Here is a 22,818-nt window from a genome sequence, read left to right as displayed (position 1 = left end):
TTGCGGTGGGTGGGATCAACGGACGGGCAGGCGTCTTCCCGCTCCACGGGAGAACCGGTGATCCCATTGAACCGCCGTGACCTGCGAAAACCGTAGAACGATCCTCGCCGCTCCTTGCACGATCCTCCGCCGCGGTCCGGCCGGCTCAGGGAAGGACGCCCGCCGGGGCGCTTACGGCCCGACGCAGACGGGCGGCGTCCCGGCCGGGAGGCTCACCGAACTGGCGGCGGTACTCCCGGCTGAACTGTGACGGGTTGTCATACCCGACGCGGTGGCCGACCCCGGTCACGTCGCCCGGATGCGTGGCGAGCAGCAGCCGGGCTTCCTGCAGCCGGATCTGCTTCTGGAACTGGATGGGGCTCATCGCGGTCACCGCCTGGAAGTTGCGGTAGAAGGCGGAGACGCCCATGCCGGAGACACGCGCCACGTCCTCGACCCGGAAGGGCTGAGCGTAGTGCTCACGGATCCAGCGCACGGCCCGCGAGACATGGCTGAGGCTGCTGTCGGCGAGGCCGAGCTGGCGAACCGTCGCGCCCTGCTCGCCGGTGATCAGCCGCCACAGGATCTCCCGTTTGACCAGCGGGGCCAGTACGGCGCGGTCGCGGGGCTCGTCGAGCAGACGCAGCATCCGGACCACCGCGTCGAGCAGCGCGGCCGGAGCGTTGCTGACGGCGATCCCCGACGGTGCGCCCCCGCCGGTGCGGGGAGCGTCTCCGGGCCCGGCCAGCAACAGCAACTCGGCGACGGCGGACGGCTCCAGGACGAGACCGAACCCCAGCGCCGGCTGTTCGGGGGCGGCCTGGGTGAACTGCCCGGTGACGGGCAGATCGACGGACGCGACCAGATACTGCCCGGGGCCGTACTCGTACACCCGGTCGCCCAGGGCGAGGCGTTTCGCGCCCTGGGCGATGACCGCCAGCACCGTGCCGGACATCGAGGGCGCCGGCGGATCGGGCCGGTCGACCGATGAGATGAGGACGCCGTCGATGTCCGTGGTCCAGTCGGGCCGGGCATGCCGGGCCAGCAAGGTGCGGAGCTCCTCGAGGTACATGCGTCCATTTCACCACCATTTTTCGCTGTGACTCCCGTGCCTGCGAGGATCGTGCAAGTACAAGCGAGCATCGTTCTAACGTTTCCGCAGGTCAAGGCGGTTCAATGGAAACACCTCACTCCGCCAGAGAGAAGAAGGAATCCATGATCGTCGACTATGGCTTCAACGCGACCCTGACCGCCGAGCCGGGAATGGGCGACCGTCTGGTCGACCTGCTGCTCACCGGTCTGGACGAGGGCAGCCCCGGCGCGAGCGAACACTGCGTCGTCTACCTCGTCTCCCGTTCCGCGTCCGACTCCGACGTCGTCCACGTCACGGAGGGCTGGACCAGCGAGGAGGACCACCACCGGATCTTCGCCGGCGAGGCCGCCCGGGCGATCGTGGCGCAGATCGACGGACTGCTGGCCAAGGAGCCCGAGTACACCGACTACGTCCCCGTCCGCGGCAAGGCCGCCTTCTGATCCGCCCGCGGCCACGCGCCCAGCCCCTGCGCCGGCCGTCCGGCACCGCCCCACGAAAGGCAGCGACCATGACCACGGCACGACCCGACCTGGACCCCCAACTGCGCGAGTTGCTCGCCGACATGCCCCTCATGTCCGAGCTCGGACCGGAAGAGCTCGCGCAACTGCGCGGGCTCCCGTCGACGCCCATCGAGTCCCTCCTCGCACACCGGCATGTCGACCGGCGCGAGGTCACCGTGCCCGCCATGGACGGCGCCCCCATCCCCCTGTCGGTCTTCAGCCCCGCGGACGCCGACCGCACCGCCGCCGCACCTTGCGTCTACTGGATGCACGGCGGCGGGATGGTCATGGGCGACCGCTTCTCGCAGATCGACATCCCGCTGGAGTGGCTCGACGCGTTCGGCGCGGTCGTCGTCTCCGTGGACTACCGGCTCGCACCCGAGGCCACCGGCACCGCCCTGGTCGACGACTGCTACCAGGGACTGCTCTGGGTCGCCGAACACTCCGACGAACTGGGCATCGACCCCGCCCGGATCGTCGTCGCGGGCGCCAGCGCGGGTGGCGGTCTCGCCGCCGGCGCCACCTTGCTCGCCCGCGACCTCGGCACCCCGGCGATCGCCGCGCAGATGCTGATCTGCCCCATGCTCGACCACCGCAACACCAGCGCCTCCAGCCGCCAGTACTCCGGCGGACCCGGCGTCTGGACCCGCGAGATGAACGAATTCGGATGGCGCTGCGTCCTCGGCGACCTCGCCGACGACGAGGTACCCGTGTACGCCTCACCCGCGCTGGCCGACGATCTCTCGGGCCTGCCGACCACCTACATCGACACCGGCTCCGCCGAAGTCTTCCGCGACGAGGACACCGACTACGCCACCCGCATCTGGGCGGCCGGCGGCCAGGCCGAACTCCACGTCTGGGCGGGCGGCTTCCACGGGTTCGACGCCCTGTACCCGCAGGCCCGTATCTCGGCCACGGCCCGCCGGACCCGCACCGACTGGCTCGCCCGAGTCCTGTCGCCGAACTCCGCCGCGTAACGCCGGCAACTCACACACCACAGACGCGCCACCACACCACAGGAGGAACATCATGAAGGTCGCCATCGTCACGGGCGCCAGCTCCGGCATCGGACGAAGCGCCGCGATCGAGATCGCCAGGCGTGGAACCGGAGTCATCCTGACCTACGGCAACAACGCGGAGGGCGGGCTGGAGACGGTCGCCGCCATCGAGAAGGAGGGCGGCACGGCCGTCGCACTGCCGCTGGACGTCGGCCGGTCCGACACCTTCGCGGCCTTCCGCGACACGGTCGCCGGCTTGCTGCGCGACACCTGGCACCGAGACACCTTCGACTCTCTGGTCAACAACGCCGGCTTCGCGCAGACATCGTTGATCGAGGACATGGCCGAGGAGACGTTCGACAGGCTGATGCGGGTCCTGCTCAAGGGTCCGTACTTCCTGACGCAGAAGCTGCTGCCCCTGATGGCGGACGGCGGGGCCATCGTCAACACGAGCAGCAACTCGGCGTCGGCGGCCACCGTGGAGCCCGGCTACTCGGCCTACGGGTCCATGAAGGGCGGCCTGAACGTGCTGACCCGGTACATGGCCAAGGAATTCAGCCCGCGCGGCATCCGCGTCAACGCCGTCTCACCGGGATCGACCCGCACCCGGATCGCCGACGACGCCTTCACCCGGTTCCCCGAGGCCGTCCCGGCTCTTGCCGCGAAGACCGCGCTCGGCCGGGTCGGCGAACCCGACGACATCGGCGCGGTGATCGCCGCCCTGGTCTCCGACGAGACCCGCTGGGTCACCGCCCAGAACATCGAGGTATCGGGCGGCTACCAGCTCTAGGCCGGCCACTGCCCTGGTCAGGGCCCGGCGGACGGCCTCGGTGCGGGGCGCGGTTCCGGCCCGGCAGGAGGGCATTGCCTGCCGGGTCCACGGCACCGGCGACCGCACCCTCCCCATCGACGCCACCGGACGCCGCTTCGCCAAACTCCTCCCCACCGCCACCTACGTCGAAATCGACGGCGCACCCCACGGACTCCTCACCACCCACACCACCGAAATCAACCAAACCCTCCTCGACTTCCTGGGCCGGTGACCTTGATGCGGCGGAGCGTGCCGGGTCCGGGCCGGGTGCGAGGCACCCAGGGCGGACCCGGCGCGTCGGCTCCGGCCGCCAGGTGGTGCCGGGCGCGATGCGCCGATGGGTGGCGGAACCCTGAACGGGTCCGCCCCCCGCAACCAGGGAGATGACCGGTCTAATCAGGGTTAAGGTGAACCCATGGCAGCACTACAGGGCGACACTCGTCGCAGCATCCTCGACGCCGCTCAGCGGATCATGGTGCACAAGAGCTTCTCCGCCGTCGGGATCAACGAGGTACTCACCACGGCTGGCGTGCCCAAGGGATCCTTCTACCACTACTTCGGTTCCAAGGACGCCTTCGGCGAAGCCATGCTGAGGGCCTACTTCGCCGACTACTTCGCCGACATGGACCGGACCCTCAACGCCCCGGGCCTGACCTCGGCCGAGCGGCTGATGAACTACTGGCAGCTCTGGCACGATACACAGAGTCTCGACGATTGCCAGGGCAAGTGTCTCGCCGTGAAGCTCGGCGCCGAGGTCGCCGACCTGTCGGAGTCCATGCGGCTCGCGCTCAAGGAAGGCACCACCGGGATCATCGACCGGATCGAGTCGGCGATCGTCAGTGGCGCTCAGGACGGCTCACTCACCGTCACCGGCGACGCGCGAGCGACGGCGCAAGTTCTGTACGACATGTGGTTCGGAGCCAGCGTCATGGCCAAGATCCACCGCGACACCGCACCATTCGACACCACGATGACCGTCACGCGTCAGCTTCTCCACCTGTAGCGGTCAGGCCGACGGCTCCGCCGCGGACCGGGGCCTGGCCCGGACGTGCACGCGTTCCCCCTGGGGGCCGAACAGGTTGAGCACCTCCACGGGGGACTCGTCCGCGGGGCCGATCCAGTGCGGCAGCCGGGTGTCGAACTCGGCCGCCTCACCCGGCCCCATGACCAGGTCGTGGTCGGCCAGGATGAGCCGTACCCGTCCGGACAGGACGTAGAGCCACTCGTGCCCCTCGTGGGTGACCGGTTCGGGCCGGTTCTGTTCCGGAGGGATGATCGACTTCCAGGCTTGCAGTCCCCCCGGCTGCGTCGACAGCGGAATCACCGTACGACCGCGGTGGACGCGGGGCTTGCAGCGGATCCGCGGATCGCCGACCTCCGGTGCCCCGACGAGTTCGTCCAGGGGCACCTGGTGGACCTGGGCGATGGGCAGCAACAGCTCCAGGCTCGGGCGGCGCTGCCCCGACTCCAGCCTCGACAGTGTGCTCTTGGAGATGCCGGTGGCCTCCGCCAGCGCCGACAGGGACACACCGCGCTGGGTGCGCATGCGCCTGAGGCGGGAGCCGACCTGGGCCAGCGTGGCGGCGATCGGTGATTGCTCGTCCATGCCCCCATTCCACCTCCCGCGTCCCGGAAATGGCAACAGGAGTTGCCGCTCCAGTGCCGGGTGCGCACGATGGCGGCAGGAGGTTGATCCCGTGATCAAAACGACGAACGACAAGACCAGCAGGGCACCGCACGGCGACGCCGACGAGGTCCACGACGTGGCGGTGGTCGGCGCCGGAGCGGCCGGCCTCAACGCCGCCCTGCTCCTCGGCCGCGCCCGCCGCAACGTGGTGGTGATCGACGCCGGTGAGCCGCGCAACGCGCCCGCCGCGCACATGCACGGCTTCCTGTCCCGCGACGGCCTGCCGCCCGCGGCCCTGCTCGACCTCGGGCGGGCCGAGGTCGCCCGCTACGGTGTCCAGCTCCTCCGGGGCCGGGTGGAACAGATCGACCCCGGCTACCACGTCCGCATGGCGGGCGGAGCGGTGCTCAACGCACGCCGCGTCCTGATCGCGACCGGGCTCCGCGACCGACTGCCCGACATCCCCGGCGTCCGCGAACGGTGGGGGAGGGATCTGCTGCACTGCCCGTACTGCCACGCCTACGAAGTCCGCGACCAGCCCCTCGCCGTCCTCGGCACGCATCCGGGAGCGGTCCACCAGGCGCTGCTCCTGCGCCAGTGGAGCGACGACGTCGTCTTCCTCCCGCACACCATGGACCTGACGGCGAAGGACCGGGAACAGCTGGAGGCCCGCGGTCTGCATCTGGTCGAGGGGGAGATCAAGCGGCTCGTCGTCGACGATGACCGGCTCCGCGGAATCGAACTCGCGGACGGCCGCGTCGTCCCCCGCGCCACCGCCTTCCTCTTCCCCCGCCCCGTCCCGCACGACGAACTGCTGACCGGGCTGGGATGCGACAAGGACGACGCCGGCTGGGTCGTCACCGACCGCACCGGCCGTACGAGCGTCGCGGGCGTCTGGGCCGTCGGCAACGTCGTCGACCCGCGAGCCCAGGTCGTGGCCGCGGCAGGCATGGGGTCCACCGCCGCCTTCGCCCTCAACACCGACCTGCTGGCCGAGGACATCGACCGCGACGTCGAACAGCACCGCCACGCGGCGGCTGCCACCCCGTAGCCCACAGCGCGGGCCCGAACGCCCGCGGCGAGCCGCCCCTGCCGCGGGTCCTGTCACGGCTGCCCCAACCGGGTGCGGCCCGGTGCACCCGGACGGGCGGGCGATCTCCTCGTACCCGCCGAGGAAGTCGCCCGGCGGAGGGGCCCGCTTCCGGCAGCCCTCTCTCGCGCCCGACGGCGTCACGGTGCCGTGGTCGGTGCGCGCCCGGAGGGCCCCAGAGTCCGGGCGGACACATGCGAGGGTCCGGTCCCGTACCGCCCGGACCCTCAGACTCCCCGAAGGCCCGGTCGCGCTCAACTCCACGCCCCGCGCGGGCCGCTCACCTGACCGGCTCAGCGGAAACACGGGTGGCCTGTGTCCCCGTTGGGCCGTCCCCGACCCGCAGTTGCGTCGCCTCATCCGCCATGAGTCCGTGGGAATCGTGCCATGTCAGATCTCACTGTCAGGAGGAGAGATGCGCACTGAGACGAACAGCCCTGCGAGCGACAGGCTTTCCGTGGTCTACGCGGTCCATGTCGTCGAGGGCGGCGAAGAGGGGTTCCGCGAGGTGTACGACCGAATAAGGAAGTCCGTCGCGGGTGTCCCCGGACACATCGTCGACCGGCTCGGCGAGCCGATCGACGACTCCCGGCAGTGGGTGATCACCAGCGAGTGGGAGACGCCCGAGCACTTCTTCGCCTGGCTGCGCGGCGACGACCACCGCGCACTGCTCGCGCCGCTGCGCGCCTGGGTCGACCAGACGCAGTCGCTGCGGTACCGGGTCGTGCAGGAGACCGCGAGGGTGAAGTCATGAGCCGCGACCACCGCCCCGTGGCCATCCTCGGACTCGGCAGCATGGGCACCGGACTGGCCACCCGCCTGCTCGACCAGGGCGTTCCGGTACGGGTCTGGAACCGCACCGCGGAGCGCGCGGAGCCGCTCGGCCGGGCCGGCGCCTTCACCGCCGCCCACCCCGCCGACGCCGTCGAGGGGACGAGCGCCGCCATCTGCACCGTCGCCGACGGGGACGCGCTCGCCGCCGTCCTGCGCGGACCCGACGGGATCCTCGCGCACGGGCCGTACCCCGGCTCGCTGGTCTGCGCGGGCACGGTCGCCCCCGAGGAGGTCGTCCGGCTGGCCGCCGACACCCACTCAGTCCTGGACGTCGGGATGCTGGGCAACCGGGAACACGCCCGCACCGGCGAACTGCGGTTGTTCGTCGGGGGAGAGGAACGGGTCTTCACCGCCGGCCGCCCGCTGCTCGAACTGCTGGGCAAACAGGTCGTCCACCTGGGCGCGCTCGGCTCCGGCATGCGGATGAAACTGCTGCTCAATCTGCTGATGGGCATAGAGGTGCAGGCGCTGGCCGAGGCCGTGGAACTGGCCGCCGCCACCGGCCTCGACCGCGAACTGGCCCTCACCACCATCGCGGGCAGCGGCTTCGCCTCACCCGTCATGGCCTTCAAGTCCAGACGCCTGGCCGCCGGACGCTTCGACAAGCCCGACTTCCGGCTGCGGCTGATGGCCAAGGACCTGCTGCTCGCCGCCGACCAGGCCGAGGCGGCCGGACTGCGGCTGCCGCTCGCCACCGCCGCCGCCGAGACCCATGTCCGAGCCACCCGCATGGGCCACGGCGACGAGGACTGTGTAGCGGTCGGCCACGCACTCACACCGAATGCGGGAACCAGTCGTGATCATTGACATCCACGGACATCTGTCCCCACCGGAGGCGGCCAGGAACTTCCCCATGCCGCCCAGCCTGACCGATGTCGACGGCATGCTCGCGGCCCGCGCCCGGGCGGGGATCGACCTCACCATCATCGGCAGCCCGGTCGGCGCCGGCGCGATGGCACGGATCCCGGGCGTCGACAACTACGCACAGCCCCGAGACCGGCTGCGGAAGTTCCACGCCTGGATGTCCGGTCTGATCGCCACCTTCCCGGACCAGCTGCGCGGATACGTGTACGCCAACCCGTTCGGCGACGACGACCATCTGGAAGGTGTCCGGGAGACCCTGGCGGACCCCGCCTTCGTCGGGCTGATCACCACCTCCAGCGTCCACGGCGAACTCCTCGGCTCACCGCGGGCCGACTCGTTCTTCGCCCTGGCCGCCGAGGCGGCGGTGCCGGTCCTGGTCCACGCCCCGGCCGAGCCGACCGGCACCGACCGGGTCGACCACCTCGGCTTCGTCGAACAGATCGGCCGGTTCAACGACATCTCCCTGAGCATGGCCATGATCGCGTTCGCCGGCTGGCTGGAGAAATACCCCGCCCTGCGGCTGATCGGCTCGACGGGCGGGGGCGCGCTGGCACTGCTCCCGGAGCGTCTGCAGTCCGCGGCGCGCCCCCGGCACTGGGGCGCAGGCGGCGCGTCGGGCCCCCCGACGGCCCGGCCGCCCGGCGCACAGGGGACCGGCGGCCCGCCGCCCGGTGCCGCACACCGCCCGCCCGCCGGGGCGGCGAAGCCTCCGGCCGCGGGCGAGGCGATGCCGCCGTCCGCCGACCCCGCGGCGGCACTGCGCCGGATGTACGTCGACACCAGCACCTTCAGCCCGGCGCACCTGGGCCTGAACGCGGAGGTCCTGGGGCCCGAACGGATGCTGTTCGGCACCGACTCACCGCCGCTGACCGTGCCGCTGGGGGAACTCATGCGCATGATCGAGAAGCTGCCCGTCGACAAGGCGGCCCAGGAGCTCATCCTCGGAGGCAACGCCGAGGCCGTCTTCGATCTGAGGAGCCGTCCGTGACCACCGTGAACGACCCCGTCGCCGAGGCGTCGCGCTGCACCCCCGAGTTCCGCCGGAACCCCTACCCGGTGTACAAGCACCTCCGGGAAACCGCGCCCGTCTGCCCGATGAGCCCGCCGCACGGCATCGACACCTATCTCATCACGCGGTACGAGGACGCCCGGACCGCGCTCACCGACCCCCGGCTGAGCAAGGACATGTACGGGGCCCTGGACGCCTACCGGAGGATCTTCGGTGACTCGTCGGTGGCCCTGGACGACCATATGCTCAACGCCGACCCGCCCAAGCACACCCGGCTGCGCAAGCTGGTCGGCTCGACGTTCACCCCCCGCCGGGTGGAGTCGCTGCGGACGCACATCGAGGAGGTCGTGAGGTCACTGCTCGACGACTGCCCGACGCGGGAGCCCGTCGACCTGCTGCCGGCCTTCGCGTTCCCTCTGCCGATCGTCGTCATCTGCGAACTGCTCGGCGTACCGCTGGAGGACCGGGCGGATGTGCAGACCTGGTCCACGACGGTGGCCAACACCGACTTCGGCAAGGAGGCCAAACAGGCGCAGCAGCGGGCGGAGGAGAGCCTGCACGCGTACTTCACGGAACTCCTCGCCCGCAAGCGGGTCCGGCCCGGCGACGATCTGCTCAGCGCCCTCACCGAGGCCCGGGACGAGGAGGGCCCGCTCACCGAACAGCAGTTGGTGTCCACGGCGTTCCTGCTGATGTTCGCCGGTCACAAGACGGCCGCGTATCTGATCGGCAACTCCGTCCACCAACTCCTCAGCCACCCCGGACAACTGCGAGCGGTGAAGGAGAACCCGGAGCTGATCGGGCAGGCGGTGGAGGAACTGCTGCGCTACGACGGCTCGGTGGAGACCGCGACCTTCCGCTACGCGAACGAGGACCTGGAGATCGCCGGGACACGGATCCCGAAGGGCGCTCTGGTCCAGATCGCGCTGAACTCCGCCAACCGCGACCCGCTGAGGTTCGACGAGCCGGACGCGCTGGATGTGAAGCGACCGCCGAGTGCGCACCTCGCGTTCGGAAACGGGGTGCACTACTGCCTGGGCGCCTCACTGGCCCGCCTGGAGACACAGCTCGCCCTCACCGGGCTGTTCGACCGGTTCCCCGGCGTGGCCCTGGCCGACCCCACGCGGGAGGCGGCCTGGCTGGAAGTACCGTTCCCGGCCTTCCGCGGTCTGACGGAGCTGCCGGTCATCCTCGACCCCGCCGGGCGATGACGGCAGGTTCCGCCCGCGCTTTCCTGCCGAGGGTTACGGCCCCTGGCCACGGCTCCGCGGCGGCGGCACCTCGGAGCCGTCCCAGGGGAGTACGTCTGCCGAGCCGTCCGGCGCGCCGCCATCGCCCGGATGCCCGGCAGCGGGTGCCCATGCGATGCCGCGCCGGATTGGGTGATCTTCCACCGGCCCGCGGATGTCGAAGCGCGAGCACGGGCAGCTTCCCGGTGCAATCTCCCTGCGACCACCCCGCGAACCGCCTTCGAAAGGGTCTCCATGCGCCCCGCCCTCAACCCCGCCGTCCTCGCCGAACTGCGCCGGCCCCGGTCCTATCCGGCGGTGTCCATCGTGATGCCCACGCACCGCCGGGAGCCGGACAACGCGCAGGACCCGGTCCGGCTGCGCAATCTGCTGGCCGAGGCGAAGGAGAAGGTCGAGGCCGACCCGGCGGTCTCCCGCGCCGACCGGAGCGATGTGCTGGCGCAGCTCGACCGGGCCCTCACCGAGGTCGACCTGGTGCACGCCGAGGACGGCCTGGCGATCCTCGCCGCGCCCGGCGAACACCAGGTCTGGTCGTTCAGGCGTACCGCACCCGCCCGGGTGGTCCTCTCCGACACCTTCCTCACCCGCAACCTCGTCGCCGCGCAGGCCGCCGAGCGCCCCTACTGGGTGCTCGCCGTCGCCGCCGACCGAGTGGTGCTCTGGGACGGCGGCCGAGAGCGCGTCACCGAAGAGACCGGACACGGCTTCCCGCTGGTACGCGCGTCCGCCGCGCCCGATCCCCAACGCCAGGAACGTATCGGCGACTCGCCCAGCACGTTCCGCGACGAGGAGACCAGGACCTTCCTGCGGCAGGCCGACACCGAAATCGGCAGGGTGCTCGCCGCCGACCCCCGCCCGCTGTACGTGGTCGGCGAGGCCGCCGCGCTCGCCCTGCTGGACGCGGTGGGCTCGATCGCGAAGGCGGCCACCCAGCAGATTCCGCACGGCGGTCTCGCCCAGGCCGACGCCCGCACCGTCCACCAGGCGATCGCGCCCGCCGTCCGCGCCCATGCCGACGACGAGGTCGACGACGCCCTCTCCCAGCTCGACAGGGCCCGCAGCCGCCAGGGGTTCGCCGCCGGACTGGACGAGGTCTGGCAGGCCGCGGGCGAAGGCCGCGTCGCCCACCTGGTGGTCGAGGAGAATCTCCGCACCACCGTCCGTGACGACGGCGAGCACCTCGTCCCCGCCGAGGCGGGCCAGCCGGGGGCCCGTGAGGACATCGTCGACGAGGTCATCGAGCGTTCCCTCGGCACCGGCGCCAAGGCCACCTTCGTCCCCGACGGCACGCTCTCCCAGCACGAACGGATCGCCGCCGTCCTGCGTCACTGACCGGCCTTCGGAAGGCGAGGCCGACCCGGACCCGGTCGCCGTCCGCGCCCGAGACCGGACCTTTCGAGGCCGCCCCGGTACGGCCCCCCGTCCGGCGTCGTCGTGGGCGCGACCGGCCTTCAGCGCGGGCGAGGGCCCAGGCGTGCGCCCCGCGCTCCCCGGCGTGCGCGGCCGGGGCGTCCGGAAGGATGTACGGGGATCAGCCCGCCTCGTGCCGTCGGCGCCAGAACGGGGCCTGGGGCCAGCGCTGTTCCCGGGCGTACGCTTCGGCGCGGTGGTGGTCGTACGCCTCGGCGACGCGTGCCACGAAGGCGGCGTACTCCGGGAGGGCTCCCGTCCCGCCCGCCAGGGTGACGTCGATCGCGTGCCCGGCGCGCGCGCCCGTGTGGAGGGCCGTGAGAATGCCCTGCGAGGAGAGCGGATCGAAGGCGACCGCCGCGTCACCGGCCGCCACCCACCCCCGACCCCACGGCGGGGAGAGCCGCAGGCCATGGGCCGGGCTCCAGCGCGGCACCGGGACGCGGGCCGGGTCGTAACCCCCGACGCGTCGCCCGATGTGCCGGGTCCGCGCGATCTCGCCGAGAAAGCCACCGGGTGTGCGCAGGGCCGCGCCGCAGAGGTCGGCGTCGGTGAGATGGGCGACCAGCCGCCCGGCGGGGACCCGGACGGTGTACCACCAGCCCCCGGGGACGGCCTCGACCAGGGTGCGCAGTTCGGTGTCCGACTCTGTGTCCGAGGCGTGTCCCGCGTTCCCGGCCCGCCACGCCCGCCTGCCGGTCGAGGCGCTCGCCGTCTCCGCGGGAGACGAGGTGTCCGGGGCGACCGAGGTGTCCGGGGCGGGGCCGGCGTACGAGTCGGGACGGTCCGGCGGTCCGGGAAGCCGGTGGCCGAGCAGGGCGTACGCCGCGACGAGCCGGTCCCGTCCGATGCGCCGGGCCCGCCGCCGTCCGATCACCGCGCGGCGGCCGGTCGCGTCCACCACCCACCGGCAGCCGACCCGCTCCAGCACGCCCCCGTTCCGGATCAGTACGCCCCGCTCGTCCGCCAGGTGCCGGACGACCTCCCCGCGGTGCAGCCGCGCGCCCGCCGCGACCGCCGCGTTCCGCAGGAACGCGTCGAACAGGTCCCGGTCCAGGTGCCAGCCGTGCCCGTGCGGGTCGTAGAGGTGGCTGCGGCCGTGGAGTTCCCCGGACCCCCACGACGCATAGGTCCCCGTGCAGCGCAGATGCCCGCCGGCGGAGAAGGAGGCCCAGAGGCCGAGATCGGTCAGCAGCGGCCGGGCGGCGGGCGGCAGCGTCTCCCCGACCTTGAACGCGCGGTGCTCCGGACCCGCCCGGTCCACGAGCAGCACACGGCGGCCGGCCCGCGCCAGCACCAGGGCCGCCACGGAGCCCGCCGGGCCGCCCCCGGCCACCACCGCCTCGAAACGGCCGCCGGATCGGGTGCCGCGCACGGGCGGTGCGGCCGGTGCCGAGGTGCTCACGCCGGGCCAGGGGAACGGGCCGGGTCACGGCCGGGGGAGGGCGAACCCGTGGACTCCGGGCCGGGGAAGCGCACCACCTTCTCGAAGTAGCCCGCCAACACCTCCTCGTCGGGTGCGTCGGCCAGCACGATGGCGTCGGCGACCGCGGCATCCCGCACCCGGGGGTCGGCCGCCTCCGGCACATGCAGGGCGCGCAGATTCCGCAGCGCGGGAGGCGGCTCCTCAGGCTGGAACCCCACCCCGGTCTCGACCAGCATCGTCGCGGGCAGGTCCGTGTCGGAGGCGGATCCGGGCCGCCGCTCCACGAGGCCGAGCTTGCCGAAGTCCTTGACCATCGCGTTCATCTGCGCGATGCGGTCGGCGGGCAGCCACCGGTCCCAGACCGCCCGGCGTTCGAAGGCGACCTGCCGCTCCTCGGGCGTGCTGTCCTGGGCGATGGCCGTCTCGTAGTCCTCCTCCGTGAGGATCTGGTTGGGGACCCGGGCCGGCCAGAAGGTGGGGAGATAGGGGTCGTACCGGGGGCCGAAACCCAGGTAGTAGCCGGAGCGGCAGCGCGCGGTGTCGGTCTGCCAGGGCACGGCCATCCACCGGGTCAGACCGCCCGGCTCCTGCGCGTACAGCGGACCGTCGACCGAGAGCGCCGTCTGCGGGGTGAGCACGCTGCCCCAGGACGGCTCGGGTGCGGCCGGGTCGCGGTGCCGCAGCCGGAAGGGCGCGGAGTACATGGTGGGGTGGCGCATCGGCCAGGTCAGCTCACAGCCGGGATGGAAGGCGTCGGCGACGCAGAAGGAGAGAGCGGCCCGGTCGAGCGTCTCGGGCCGTTGTGCCGGCGGCACGTCGTCCAGCGTCCGCGGTGGTTCCGCGGACGGGTCGTAGTCGGCGTCGAAGTCCCCGGCGGCCCAGAGGGCCAGCAGCCGGTACTGGAGCGAGGACAGCGTCAGATGCTGCCGTACGGAGACGGGCCGCACGCTCATCGAGTCGCCGTACAGCGGCGGCCAGGGCACGGGGGAGAGCCCGTCGCGGTCGGGGTCGCGCATGGTGGCCCAGATCTGCTGGCGCAGCTCACGGTGGCGCGGGCCCGGGTCGGCCAGCCGGGCGAGACGGTCCGGGGCGAGCAGATGCTCGCGCCCGCCGTGCCCGAACTGTGCGGCGATGCCCCGGTTGACCCACTGGAGGTCGCACAGGCGGCGCAGCACCGGCAGCACGTCACGGGTGAACGAGGCACGCGGCGGGGGCGGCAGGGTCCCGGCGGTCACGAAGACGTCGTACAGCAGGTCGTACATGGTGCGGACCGACTTGAGGGTCGGGGCGAAGTTCGGGGGAGCGACCACCACCCAGGCCGGGTCGACGGGCACGGTCCGCCCGTCGACGCGGACCCGCGCGGTCACCGGTCCGTCCGAGACGTCGTCGTGCCAGCCGTCGTTGTTGGCGAAGTGCCCGGCCGGCGTGTTGTCCTTGGAGGCGGAGACGCCGCGCCCGCCGAGGAAGACCAGACGGCCGGCGCCGTCGGTGCGCAACTCGCCCAGGTACACGGTGCCGCCGAGGAAGGTCCCGGTGTCGAACCGGTACTCGGGGAGGCCGGCACGGTCGCGTCCCCGGACCGACCGGGGGCCGGGGTCGATGACGAGCCGGCCTCGTTCGCAGGCCGGCACCAGGGCGTTGCGCGGGGTGGTGGGGGCCGCCTGGTCCGCTTCGGGGATGTCCAGCGCCAGCTCGAACCGGTACCAGGCGGCCTTCTTGTTGGCCACGTGCACGGTCCAGTGGACGTCCGCGTTGTCCGCCGTCAGCTCGGCGACCGCCTCCCCGGCCGCGTTGTAGCCGTAGACGCGGAAGCGGGCGGCCTGGCGCTTCAGCGCGCCGGTGGCGTCCTTGTACGTGCCGGTGGGCAGCGGCGGAGGGTCGTCGGTCTCCGGGCCGAAGAAGAACTCGTCGGCGCTGTCGCCGACCCGTGCCACCCCGATCGCGGGGTGGATGGCCGCGCGCACGATCCGGGTGTCGCGCCCGTGCGGTTCGGTGGACCGCGGCCGGGCGGGGCCGGGCTCCGTCGCCGGAACGCCGTTGGCGTCCCGGCGACGCTGAGCCGCCGCCCGGTAGACGACCAGGCGGGCGTCGGCCACGCTGCCGGCCGGCCGGTGCTCCGGCAGGCTGTGCCAGGGGTTGAAGGCGAGGTTCTCGCCGTAGGCGTCCTGGCCGCGCGCCCTGACGTCCTGCTGATGGAGCGTCAGCCGGGCCACCCGCACGGGGGCGCTCTGCGCCTCCTCCCAGCGTACGGTCGCCCGGTCCAGCGGCATCGCGTCCGGATCGGCGCGGAACTGCACCATCAGGTCGAAGGACGCCTCGCCGCCGATCAGCCGGTGCCGGAGATCGCTCCGGAAGAAGGAGGGGTCCTCGTCCGGCGGCGTCGCCGACGGGTCGCCGGGCGCGCGGCTCACCGGCACGAGCTTGTACTTCACATGGCGCTCGGGCCCGAAGGCGTAGGGGAGCACACCCCAGTACGTCGCCGTCAGCGTGCTCTCCTCCGGCTTGCGCATCGCCGCCAGGATGTCGCGGGTGACGGGGTGCGTCTGCTGGTACGCCTCCCGGTCCTGCTGGAACTCGCACATGTCCCGGGCGGTGTCGACGAAGAAGACGTCGTGGTTCTGGAGTACGAGATCCTGGGTGTCGGCCGCGCTCTCGTCCTCCAGCAGCTTCGGGCCGGGCACGCCGAACAGCTTGACGCCCATGCCGAGGGTCCGGCGGAAGTCGGTCAGGTTCGGCAGGGTGTCGCTGGAGAAGCGGACCCAGGCCGTGAGGCCGGCGGGTTGCCGCCGGGCGGCCTCCAGGAAGCCGACCCGCAGCTCCGGTGGGAGATCGGGCGCCACGGTCAGCACGCCGCGTGCGGTGCCGTGGTACTTCACGAAGACCGGACGCAGGACCGGATCCTGCCCCTGGACGATCCGGTCGCCCATGCGCTTGCCCACGAACTCGGCCACGATCCCGGCGATCGGCTCGGCGGCGCAGTCGTACAGGGCCTCGGCGGGCTCCCGGGGAGGGTCGGGCGTGGCGGTCATGGCAGGGCTCCCGTGCTGTTCGCGGTCGATGGAGGGCCGGTGACGGCGCGGTCGGACCGGTGGCGGACGCTCGCTTCATGACTGGAACAGGTGAGTCCGAAATATGTCGGATCGTTGGGAAGGCATGCGGATGGGCGCACGGACGCCCCCGACCGGCCGTCTCACGGCGGTCCGGACGGGACCTGACGGACCGGTTCAGGACCGGTTCAGGATCGGCTCAGTCGGGTGCGGGTCGCCCGGCCGTCCGCTGTCGACCAGGACTCGTGTGACCGGCCGCAGCCATCAGTTCACCAGCCGAAACCGCTGAGCGCCGGGGTGCGTCAGCAACACCCCGTGACGGATCACCTCGTCACGGGCGGCGGGCCCGATTCTCATTCCCGAAGTGCGGCGACCGTCGGCCGTCTCGGTCACGGCCGGCCGGGTCGAGGCACGCAATGCCGTCCAGATCAGCCGTGTGTGTTCGGTGAGCGTCCGATGCGTTTCCGGTCCGACTTCGGGCTCGGACCACCGCACTGCGAGTCGCCCGCTCTCGAGGAACTCGCCTTGCTCGTCCCTCCTGAGACGTGAACGGAGCAGCTGGACGACTGCCGAGGCCGGCGGCCCGAGCGGCGTACTGACCCCCGCGGCCGGAATGATCGCCGGTGGCAGGGAAGCGCCCGCCGGGAGGCCGAGGAACGCCTGCGTCCCTCCGCAGCCCAGCGCGGACTCGATCGAGGCATGCAAGTGCACCTGGTGCAATCCAGGCGGCCCCGGGTGACTGCAATGCCATCCGGACGAGGGAACCGCCTCGGCGATCCGCTGCCCCAGAAGCACCTCATCGGCCGGCATCAGCCATGTGTTCGTCGTCTTCGTGCGAGATCCCGCGATTGCCATAGGGCAAGAGTGCCAGCGCCCTCCACCTGCTCCACGGGACCAGCGAGACGGGGCGCGCCCGCCCTCACGCCGACATGGCCCGCTCGCCGCCTTCGGCGTCTTCCGCGCAGGCGGCGGCCAGGTCGTCGAGTGACAGACGCAGGGCGTGGGCCAAGGCCGCCACGGTGAAGAAGGCCGGGGTCGGGGCCCGGCCGGTCTCGATCTTGCGGAGTGTTTCGGCGGACACCCCGGCGGCTGCCGCCACCTCGGCCATGCTGCGGTCACCGCGGGCCCGGCGAAGCAGGATCCCGAAGCGCTCTCCGCGTTGCCGCTCCTGCGGACTCAAGGGAACTCGCACCATGTCCGTGATACTAATACCGGTATAAGTATTGGGTAGTGTTGCATCGCAGGGAGTCACACATGGTGGAAATCAAGACCGACACGGCACTGGAGGCCATGCGGGAAGCCGGACGCGTCGTGGCCCACGCACTCGAGGCCGCCCGCGCGGCGGCGGCTGTGGGAGTGCGCCTGCGGGACCTCGACGAAGCCGCCGGCGCCGTTCTCGCCAAGGCCGGAGCACGTTCTCCGTTCCTGGGCTACCAGCCCTCCTTCGCCCCCGTCCCCTTCCCCGCCGTGCTCTGCACTTCCGTCAACGACGCCGTCTCGCACGGCATCCCCGACGACTATCGCCTGTGCGACGGCGACCTGGTCAGCATCGACTGCGGAGCCGAACTCGACGGCTGGACCGGCGACGCCGCGATCAGCTTCACCGTCGGCACCCCGCGCCCTGCCGACCTCGAACTCATCGCCGCCACCCAGCAGGCCCTGGACGCCGGCATCGCCGCCGCCACCGTCGGCCACCGCATCGGAGACATCTCCCATGCCATCAGCACGGTCGCCCGCAAGGCCGACTGCGGCATGCCGGCCGACTTCGGCGGCCACGGCATCGGCCGCCAGATGCACGAAGACCCCCACGTCCCCAACCATGGACGACCCGGCCGCGGCTTCCCTCTGCGCCACGGCCTCACCCTCGCCATCGAACCCATGTTCATGGCCGGAGGACGCAACGACTACTACACCGACACCGACGGATGGACCCTGCGCACGATCGACGGCAGTCGGGCCGCCCATTTCGAACACACCATCGCCATCACCGGAGACGGCCCCCGCGTCCTCACCCTGCCCTGACCTCGAACCCGCGCAAGCCAGGGTGCGTCGTTCGCCCGGCCGCAGACCGTGTGGGCCGGGCTCTGTCGCTCCAGCGCGTCGGCGCCCGACAGGTGGTCGCGAGGACGCGCGCCCCGGACGTCGGTGCCGTGCGGCGGCCCTACCTCGTGAGGGGCGCCACCTTGAGGAGGTCCGCGGTCCTGGCGTACACGGTGCGGGCGAGGGCGTCGTCCAGAGCCGTGCGCGAAGGGGTGTCGGGCCGAGACTCGCTGAAGAAGCCGCCGCTGGGGTGCGGTGCGGGCGAGGCGGTGGCCAGCCAGACAGGTGTCCGCACACCTTCGTCCAGGGTGATGGCGAACGGGCGGAACAGCGGGGCGCTCAACCGCATCAGGCCGCCGGCGTTGCTGTTGATCGCGGTGCCCTTGACCATGCCGGGATTGGCGTTGTAGACGCTCATGCCGTCGGGCAGACGGTGTGCCAGTTCTCGTGCCGCCAGGAGGCTGACGAGCTTGCTCGTCGCGTAGACGTTGATCTGGTGGTAGAAACGGCTGCCCCACGATGTTCCCGCCACATCCGGATCCGCGGCGTCGAGCCTGCCTCGCTTCTCCACGTACGTGGACATGTTGATGATCCGCGCCCGGGACGTGAGCGCTCCTTGGGCCAGCAAGGCGTGCGTGAGCAGGAACGGGGCGTGGTGATTGAGCGCGTAGGTGCGTTCCGCTCCGTCCCCCGTCCGCTCGTACCGGGGGAAGGCCGCCCCCGCGTTGTTGATGAGGACGTCCACGGGGACGGCGTCGGCCGCGAGCTTGGACGCGAGGTCGCGCACCTGCGACCACTGCTCCAGGTCCGCGGTGTACGTCCTCGGCGGGGCCGCTTCGGCGTCCGAAGGGGCCAGGCCGCGCAGGCTCTCGGCGGCGGCCCGGGTGCGTAGCGGGTCCCGGCCGACGAGGACGACGCTGTGCCCGGCCCTGGCCAGGTGGCGTGCCGTCGCCAGGCCCAGGCCGGAGGATCCTCCCGTGATGACGGTGGTCTTGCCGCTCATTGCTGCTCCTTTTTCGGAGTGCCCATGACATCGCCGGCCTCGCCTGTCGAGTGCGTGCCGTCGATCGCTTCGCGGAGCAGGGCGTGCAGCCGCAGCCTGCTCTCGCGGTCGAGGCGGGCGAAGGGCGAGTGCTTGGTGGTGTGCTGGATGACACGATCACGCAGCGCGCACCCCTCGGGGGTGAGCTGGATGACTTTCACGCGGCGGTCGGTGGGGTGGGGCACACGGCGGACCAGACCGCGCTTCTCCAGCCGGTCGATCATCGACGTGGCGGTCGAGGCGTCGCACTGCAAGCGGTCGGCCAGTCGGCGCGCGGTCATCTCCGGCCCGCGACTGAGCCTCCACAGCGCATCGGTCTGGGTATCGGTCAGCCCCGCTTCCCGGGCCAGTTCCCTGAGTTCGGCATGCACTTGGGTGCGCATCGCGAACAGGTAGTCGTGGAGCTCTTCGTTCAGCTGCCGGTCGTCCATGACCACGACGTTACATGGAAAATCAAATCATTGGAAATTCCATGCTTTGAGATCCGCCGGAATGAGGCTCCGGACGCATGGGCGCCGAACGCCCCCCCGGCGCTGCGGCGAACGGCCCCGCCGGCCCCCCCATCGGAAGGGAGGGGCGGGCGGGGCCGGTACGGTCGCGCGGTCGGCCGGTCAGCGATCCCGGCGACCCTCCTCCGCCGGCGGTCGGCGCCGGAGCGCGGTGACCGCCGTCCTCCCCAGGGAGAGGGCAGCGGCGGCGGTCCTCAACGCGGTGACGAGGACCGGGAGCGACTCCCACAACTGCTGTGCAATAGTCTGCAGTTCGAACATGATGGCCTCCTCGGCCCGGCGGCCCCTCGGTGCGGGGCCTTGTGGAAACCACAGTCGGGTCGCGGGCGTTCACCCCCGTTCACATAGGGAAAGTGGACGAAGAGGGACGGGAAGGGACACCGGTCGGCGGCCGCTCTGACGCGGTGCGCGTGGGGACCGGTGAGCTGAAGGGGGCCTGGTGCCGGAGGAGTCGGGCGGGGCACTCGCCGATGCCGGCGCGGTCGCGCGCGCCGCCGAGGACGCGGGGACCGGCCGGGCGCCGGACCTCGCGTCCGCCGGGACACCGTTGCGTCCGGCGCTGTCGGAGCTGTACGAGGCGGTGGGTGAGCCGTCGCTGGACGGGCTGGTCCTGGCCGCCGCCCGGGAGGGCCGGGCGGTCTCCCGGACCGCGCTGCACAATCTGCTGCGCGGCAAGAGCCGGCCGCGGCAGGACACCGTCGAGTCGTTCGTCGTGGGCTGTGTCGCCCACGCCCGTACCCGGCGGCCCCGGATCGCACTGCCTCCGGAGGCCGGCGACCTGGACATCTGGCGCGCCCGGCACCGGGCAGCCCGCACACAGGGGCAGGGCCGGGCGGCTCCGGAGTCCGGTACCGCAGACGGCCGCCCACAGGCCGCCGTCCCACCGCCCGTCGTCCCTCGACCTCCCCTCGCGCTCACCCTCGCCGAGCACTTCGCCGGGGTGCTGGAGCGGGCCGGTGTGCCGCACTATCTGCCGCTCGGGCTCGACCCGGCCGCGCTCGACCAGCCGCGCACGGTCCGGCCCGTCCCCAGCGCCCGCGCGCGCGATTCCGAGTACCCGGTCTCCTGGGCGAAGGCGGTGGCCGAACACCCGCGTGTGATGCTGCTGGCGGACGCCGGCCTCGGGAAGTCCTGGCTGCTGCGTATGCAGGTCCACCGTGCCGCACGGGAGCTGATCGCCCGTCACAAGCGCGCGGACGGTCCGGCGGGCGGGGACGGCCGGCGGGGACCGTACGGGCAGAGCGCCGGGGACGGCAGTCCGGCGGACCCCGAGCCGCTGCCGGTGCTGCTGCGCTGCGGGGAACTGGCGGCCCGTGGCGAACCGGCCCTGGCGGAGGCGGTGGCGGGCCATCTCGCAGGCGTCGGAGCGATCGAGGAGGGCGACCGGGCCGAGCTGGTCGCGGAGTTGAAGGCCGGGCGGCTGGTGCTGCTGCTGGACGCGTACGACGAGCTGCCCGGCTCTGCCGCCAGGACCGCCTTCCACCAGGTGATGGCCACCGCCTCGCCTCTGCTGCGGGCCGTCGTGGCCGCCCGGCGGGCCGGCTACACCGGCCCGCCGCCCACCGGTGGCGGGCCGGCCTGGAAGGAGCTGCTCCTCGACCCCTTCGGGCCCGAGGAGACGCGCGCCGTCGTCGCCGTCTGGCCGCTCACGCCCGAGGCACGCGACTCCGTGCGGTCCCGGGCCGCCTCCCCCGGACTGGCCGGGCTGGGGAACGTGCCGCTGCTGCTGGCCCTGCTCTGCGCTCTCGCCGAGGAGGTGCCGACGGGCGGCGGGGCGCCGGAGCTGCCCTCGTCCAAGGGCGAGTTGTACGAACGGATGCTGCGGCGTTTCCTCGTCCACGAGCAGCGGCCCCCCGCCGCCGACGACACCGAAGCCGACCGGCTGCTCGGCATCCTGGCCCCGGTCGCCCACCACTTCGCCACCCGCCCGGAGGGCTGGGCGGACGTGATGCCCCGAGGCGCGGTGCTGAGGGCCGTCCGGTCCGCCGGGCCGTCCTTCACGGAACTCCGGCAGGACGCGGCGGGGGTGCTGCGCACCCTGTCGGTGGAGGCGGGGGTGCTCCAGCCGCTCGGCGACCCGAGCGGGGGGCGGGAGCAGCCGTATCTCTTCGCGCACCGGTCGTTCGCGGAGTATCTGACGGCCCGTCATCTGACTGATCTGCCGGAGCAGGAGGCCCTCGCGGAGGTGGACCGGCACACGGGCGGCGGCGCGGACGCGGCCCGCTGGGAGGACACCCTCGCGATGCTGGGACGCCTGACCCTGGTCTTCGAGGGGCAGGCCCGGTTCGAGCGGCTGCTGGACCATCTGCTCGCACCGCACCCGCGGGCGACCGGTGATCCGGACGCGGCGGACGACTTCGCGGGGGTGCTGCACGCGGTACGCATGCTGGGCGACCTCGGCGGGGAGGGGGAGCCGTCCGGGCCGCTGCGGGAACGGCTCCTGGCGCGTTTCGGGGCGGTGCTGCGGGCCGAGCCCGAGCAGGCCGTACGGGCGGTGGCCGCCGGCCGGATGCTGCCCGACTGGCTGGTGGACGCGCTGATGGAACCGCTGTCGGCCGACGCGGACCGCTTCGCCGGTCATGCCCAGGCGCTGGCGCACCACCCGCAGCCCTCGGTGACACGCTTCCTCGGCGCGGTGGCGGAGGGCGGTGACGGCGCCTTCCAGTCGGGGGAGGCGGTGTCGGCGCTCACCCACCGGCCGGGCCGGGCGTCGCTGAACCACCTGCTGGCCGTTTTCCGGCACGTCGGCTGGCCCGTCTATACGGCGGAGTGGGGGATACCGCACGAGTCGGCCGTCGATGCCCTGAAGGCACGGCGCGATCCGGCGGCGCTGGCGCCGATGCTCGCGGCGGCCCGGGAGGGTCCGGCGGTGCTCGGCCACCACGACTGGATGGGGTACCGGATCAGACGGGGTGCCCTCTCCGTGCTGGGCGGCTATCCGGAGGAGAAGGCGACCGAAGCGCTGCTGGCCGCCACGTGGGACGACAACCCGAACATCCGGGAGGTCGCGCTCCGGGGACTCGCCGGGCGGGACACTCCAGAGGTGCGGGCGGCGGTCCTGGCCGGCATGAACGAGCGCGCCGACGAGTCGGTGTACGTTCGCAGTGAGGCCCGGAGCACGGCCGCCGGCCTGGGCATGTCCGTCGTACCGGAGGCGGAGGTGCGGGCGGCGATGAAGGCAGAACAGGCTGACCAGGCGGCACGGGAGGCCGGCGCGGGTGCCGAAGACACGGACGGAGACACGGACGGCAGGTGATCGGGACGGTCCCGCAGGGGCCGGGTCACTTCC

21 protein-coding genes and 1 pseudogene are annotated in these 22,818 nt (G+C 72.4%); 13 read left to right on the top strand and 9 right to left on the bottom strand.

Translation table 11 applies throughout. The annotated features are described in order from the left end of the window. Positions 1-145: 145 nt before the first annotated feature. A complete protein-coding gene (locus ACWEFL_RS28365) occupies positions 146-1,051 on the bottom strand; it encodes an AraC family transcriptional regulator (RefSeq protein WP_451717642.1) in 906 nt (301 codons plus the stop codon). A 143-nt stretch (positions 1,052-1,194) separates the two neighbouring features. Between ACWEFL_RS28365 and ACWEFL_RS28360 the strand changes: the two genes are divergently transcribed. From ACWEFL_RS28360 to ACWEFL_RS28340, 5 genes and pseudogenes are all read left to right on the top strand, one after another. Then, on the top strand, positions 1,195-1,512 hold the full coding sequence (locus ACWEFL_RS28360; RefSeq protein ID WP_451717641.1) for a putative quinol monooxygenase: 318 nt from the start codon (positions 1,195-1,197) through the stop codon (positions 1,510-1,512). A gap of 68 nt (positions 1,513-1,580) precedes the next feature. Beyond that, positions 1,581-2,549 (top strand): alpha/beta hydrolase, encoded by a 969-nt coding sequence (locus ACWEFL_RS28355; protein WP_451717639.1) that lies wholly within the window; start codon positions 1,581-1,583, stop codon positions 2,547-2,549. A 52-nt stretch (positions 2,550-2,601) separates the two neighbouring features. Further along, entirely contained in the window at positions 2,602-3,360 is a 759-nt protein-coding gene (locus ACWEFL_RS28350) for an SDR family NAD(P)-dependent oxidoreductase (protein ID WP_451717637.1), read from the top strand. Between the two features lie 82 nt (positions 3,361-3,442). Then, positions 3,443-3,613 (top strand): annotated as a pseudogene (locus tag ACWEFL_RS28345) (alpha/beta fold hydrolase); the annotation flags it as partial. A gap of 183 nt (positions 3,614-3,796) precedes the next feature. Continuing rightward, complete coding sequence (locus ACWEFL_RS28340) at positions 3,797-4,384, top strand: TetR/AcrR family transcriptional regulator (protein ID WP_451717635.1); 588 nt, start codon at positions 3,797-3,799, stop codon at positions 4,382-4,384. A 3-nt stretch (positions 4,385-4,387) separates the two neighbouring features. Here ACWEFL_RS28340 and ACWEFL_RS28335 read toward each other — a convergent pair whose 3' ends face one another. After that, entirely contained in the window at positions 4,388-4,987 is a 600-nt protein-coding gene (locus tag ACWEFL_RS28335) for a helix-turn-helix domain-containing protein (protein WP_451717633.1), read from the bottom strand. Positions 4,988-5,081: 94 nt separating this feature from the next. On the opposite strand from ACWEFL_RS28335, the gene ACWEFL_RS28330 reads away from it, so the two are divergent. From ACWEFL_RS28330 to ACWEFL_RS28305, 6 genes are all read left to right on the top strand, one after another. After that, positions 5,082-6,059: an NAD(P)/FAD-dependent oxidoreductase gene (locus ACWEFL_RS28330; RefSeq protein WP_451717731.1), complete on the top strand. Its 978-nt coding sequence runs from the start codon at positions 5,082-5,084 to the stop codon at positions 6,057-6,059. Positions 6,060-6,513: 454 nt separating this feature from the next. Then, positions 6,514-6,852, top strand: coding sequence for an antibiotic biosynthesis monooxygenase family protein (locus tag ACWEFL_RS28325; protein WP_451717632.1), 339 nt, complete (start codon positions 6,514-6,516; stop codon positions 6,850-6,852). Next, the gene (locus ACWEFL_RS28320) at positions 6,849-7,739 is read left to right on the top strand and encodes an NAD(P)-dependent oxidoreductase (RefSeq protein WP_451717630.1); all 891 of its coding nucleotides are present in this window, start codon (positions 6,849-6,851) and stop codon (positions 7,737-7,739) included. Before ACWEFL_RS28325 ends, ACWEFL_RS28320 begins: the two co-directional genes overlap by 4 nt. Continuing rightward, entirely contained in the window at positions 7,729-8,784 is a 1,056-nt protein-coding gene (locus ACWEFL_RS28315) for an amidohydrolase family protein (protein WP_451717629.1), read from the top strand. Before ACWEFL_RS28320 ends, ACWEFL_RS28315 begins: the two co-directional genes overlap by 11 nt. Further along, positions 8,781-10,016 carry a cytochrome P450 family protein gene (locus ACWEFL_RS28310; RefSeq protein ID WP_451717627.1) on the top strand — a complete coding sequence of 412 codons (1,236 nt, stop codon included), beginning with the start codon at positions 8,781-8,783 and terminating at the stop codon, positions 10,014-10,016. Before ACWEFL_RS28315 ends, ACWEFL_RS28310 begins: the two co-directional genes overlap by 4 nt. Before the next feature lie 273 nt (positions 10,017-10,289). Next, positions 10,290-11,387 (top strand): baeRF3 domain-containing protein, encoded by a 1,098-nt coding sequence (locus ACWEFL_RS28305; RefSeq protein WP_451717626.1) that lies wholly within the window; start codon positions 10,290-10,292, stop codon positions 11,385-11,387. Between the two features lie 199 nt (positions 11,388-11,586). On the opposite strand, the gene ACWEFL_RS28300 is transcribed toward ACWEFL_RS28305, so the two are convergent. The 4 genes from ACWEFL_RS28300 to ACWEFL_RS28285 form a co-directional block, all read right to left on the bottom strand. Next, positions 11,587-12,870, bottom strand: a complete 1,284-nt coding sequence (locus ACWEFL_RS28300; RefSeq protein ID WP_451717624.1) for a tryptophan 7-halogenase — start codon at positions 12,868-12,870, stop codon at positions 11,587-11,589. Further along, positions 12,867-15,920 carry a LodA/GoxA family CTQ-dependent oxidase gene (locus ACWEFL_RS28295; RefSeq protein WP_451717623.1) on the bottom strand — a complete coding sequence of 1,018 codons (3,054 nt, stop codon included), beginning with the start codon at positions 15,918-15,920 and terminating at the stop codon, positions 12,867-12,869. Before ACWEFL_RS28295 ends, ACWEFL_RS28300 begins: the two co-directional genes overlap by 4 nt. Positions 15,921-16,202: 282 nt before the next feature. Further along, a complete protein-coding gene (locus tag ACWEFL_RS28290) occupies positions 16,203-16,793 on the bottom strand; it encodes a hypothetical protein (RefSeq protein WP_451717621.1) in 591 nt (196 codons plus the stop codon). Between the two features lie 64 nt (positions 16,794-16,857). Beyond that, positions 16,858-17,133 carry a helix-turn-helix domain-containing protein gene (locus ACWEFL_RS28285; protein ID WP_451717619.1) on the bottom strand — a complete coding sequence of 92 codons (276 nt, stop codon included), beginning with the start codon at positions 17,131-17,133 and terminating at the stop codon, positions 16,858-16,860. A gap of 59 nt (positions 17,134-17,192) precedes the next feature. On the opposite strand from ACWEFL_RS28285, the gene map reads away from it, so the two are divergent. Next, entirely contained in the window at positions 17,193-17,960 is a 768-nt protein-coding gene (map, locus tag ACWEFL_RS28280) for a type I methionyl aminopeptidase (protein WP_451717617.1), read from the top strand. A 139-nt stretch (positions 17,961-18,099) separates the two neighbouring features. Here the strand turns inward: map and ACWEFL_RS28275 are convergent, their stop codons facing one another. The 3 genes from ACWEFL_RS28275 to ACWEFL_RS28265 form a co-directional block, all read right to left on the bottom strand. Continuing rightward, complete coding sequence (locus ACWEFL_RS28275) at positions 18,100-18,981, bottom strand: SDR family NAD(P)-dependent oxidoreductase (RefSeq protein ID WP_451717615.1); 882 nt, start codon at positions 18,979-18,981, stop codon at positions 18,100-18,102. Continuing rightward, a complete protein-coding gene (locus ACWEFL_RS28270) occupies positions 18,978-19,451 on the bottom strand; it encodes a MarR family winged helix-turn-helix transcriptional regulator (RefSeq protein ID WP_451717613.1) in 474 nt (157 codons plus the stop codon). Before ACWEFL_RS28270 ends, ACWEFL_RS28275 begins: the two co-directional genes overlap by 4 nt. Positions 19,452-19,631: 180 nt before the next feature. Further along, positions 19,632-19,790 carry a hypothetical protein gene (locus ACWEFL_RS28265; protein WP_451717611.1) on the bottom strand — a complete coding sequence of 53 codons (159 nt, stop codon included), beginning with the start codon at positions 19,788-19,790 and terminating at the stop codon, positions 19,632-19,634. 178 nt (positions 19,791-19,968) lie between these two features. On the opposite strand from ACWEFL_RS28265, the gene ACWEFL_RS28260 reads away from it, so the two are divergent. Continuing rightward, positions 19,969-22,785: an NACHT domain-containing protein gene (locus tag ACWEFL_RS28260; protein WP_451717609.1), complete on the top strand. Its 2,817-nt coding sequence runs from the start codon at positions 19,969-19,971 to the stop codon at positions 22,783-22,785. Positions 22,786-22,818: the final 33 nt, after the last annotated feature.

It is taken from the genome of Streptomyces sp. NPDC004838 (genome assembly GCF_053600955.1).
Note: the sequence above shows the minus strand (reverse complement) of the source record. Positions and strands in the feature narration are given on the sequence as shown.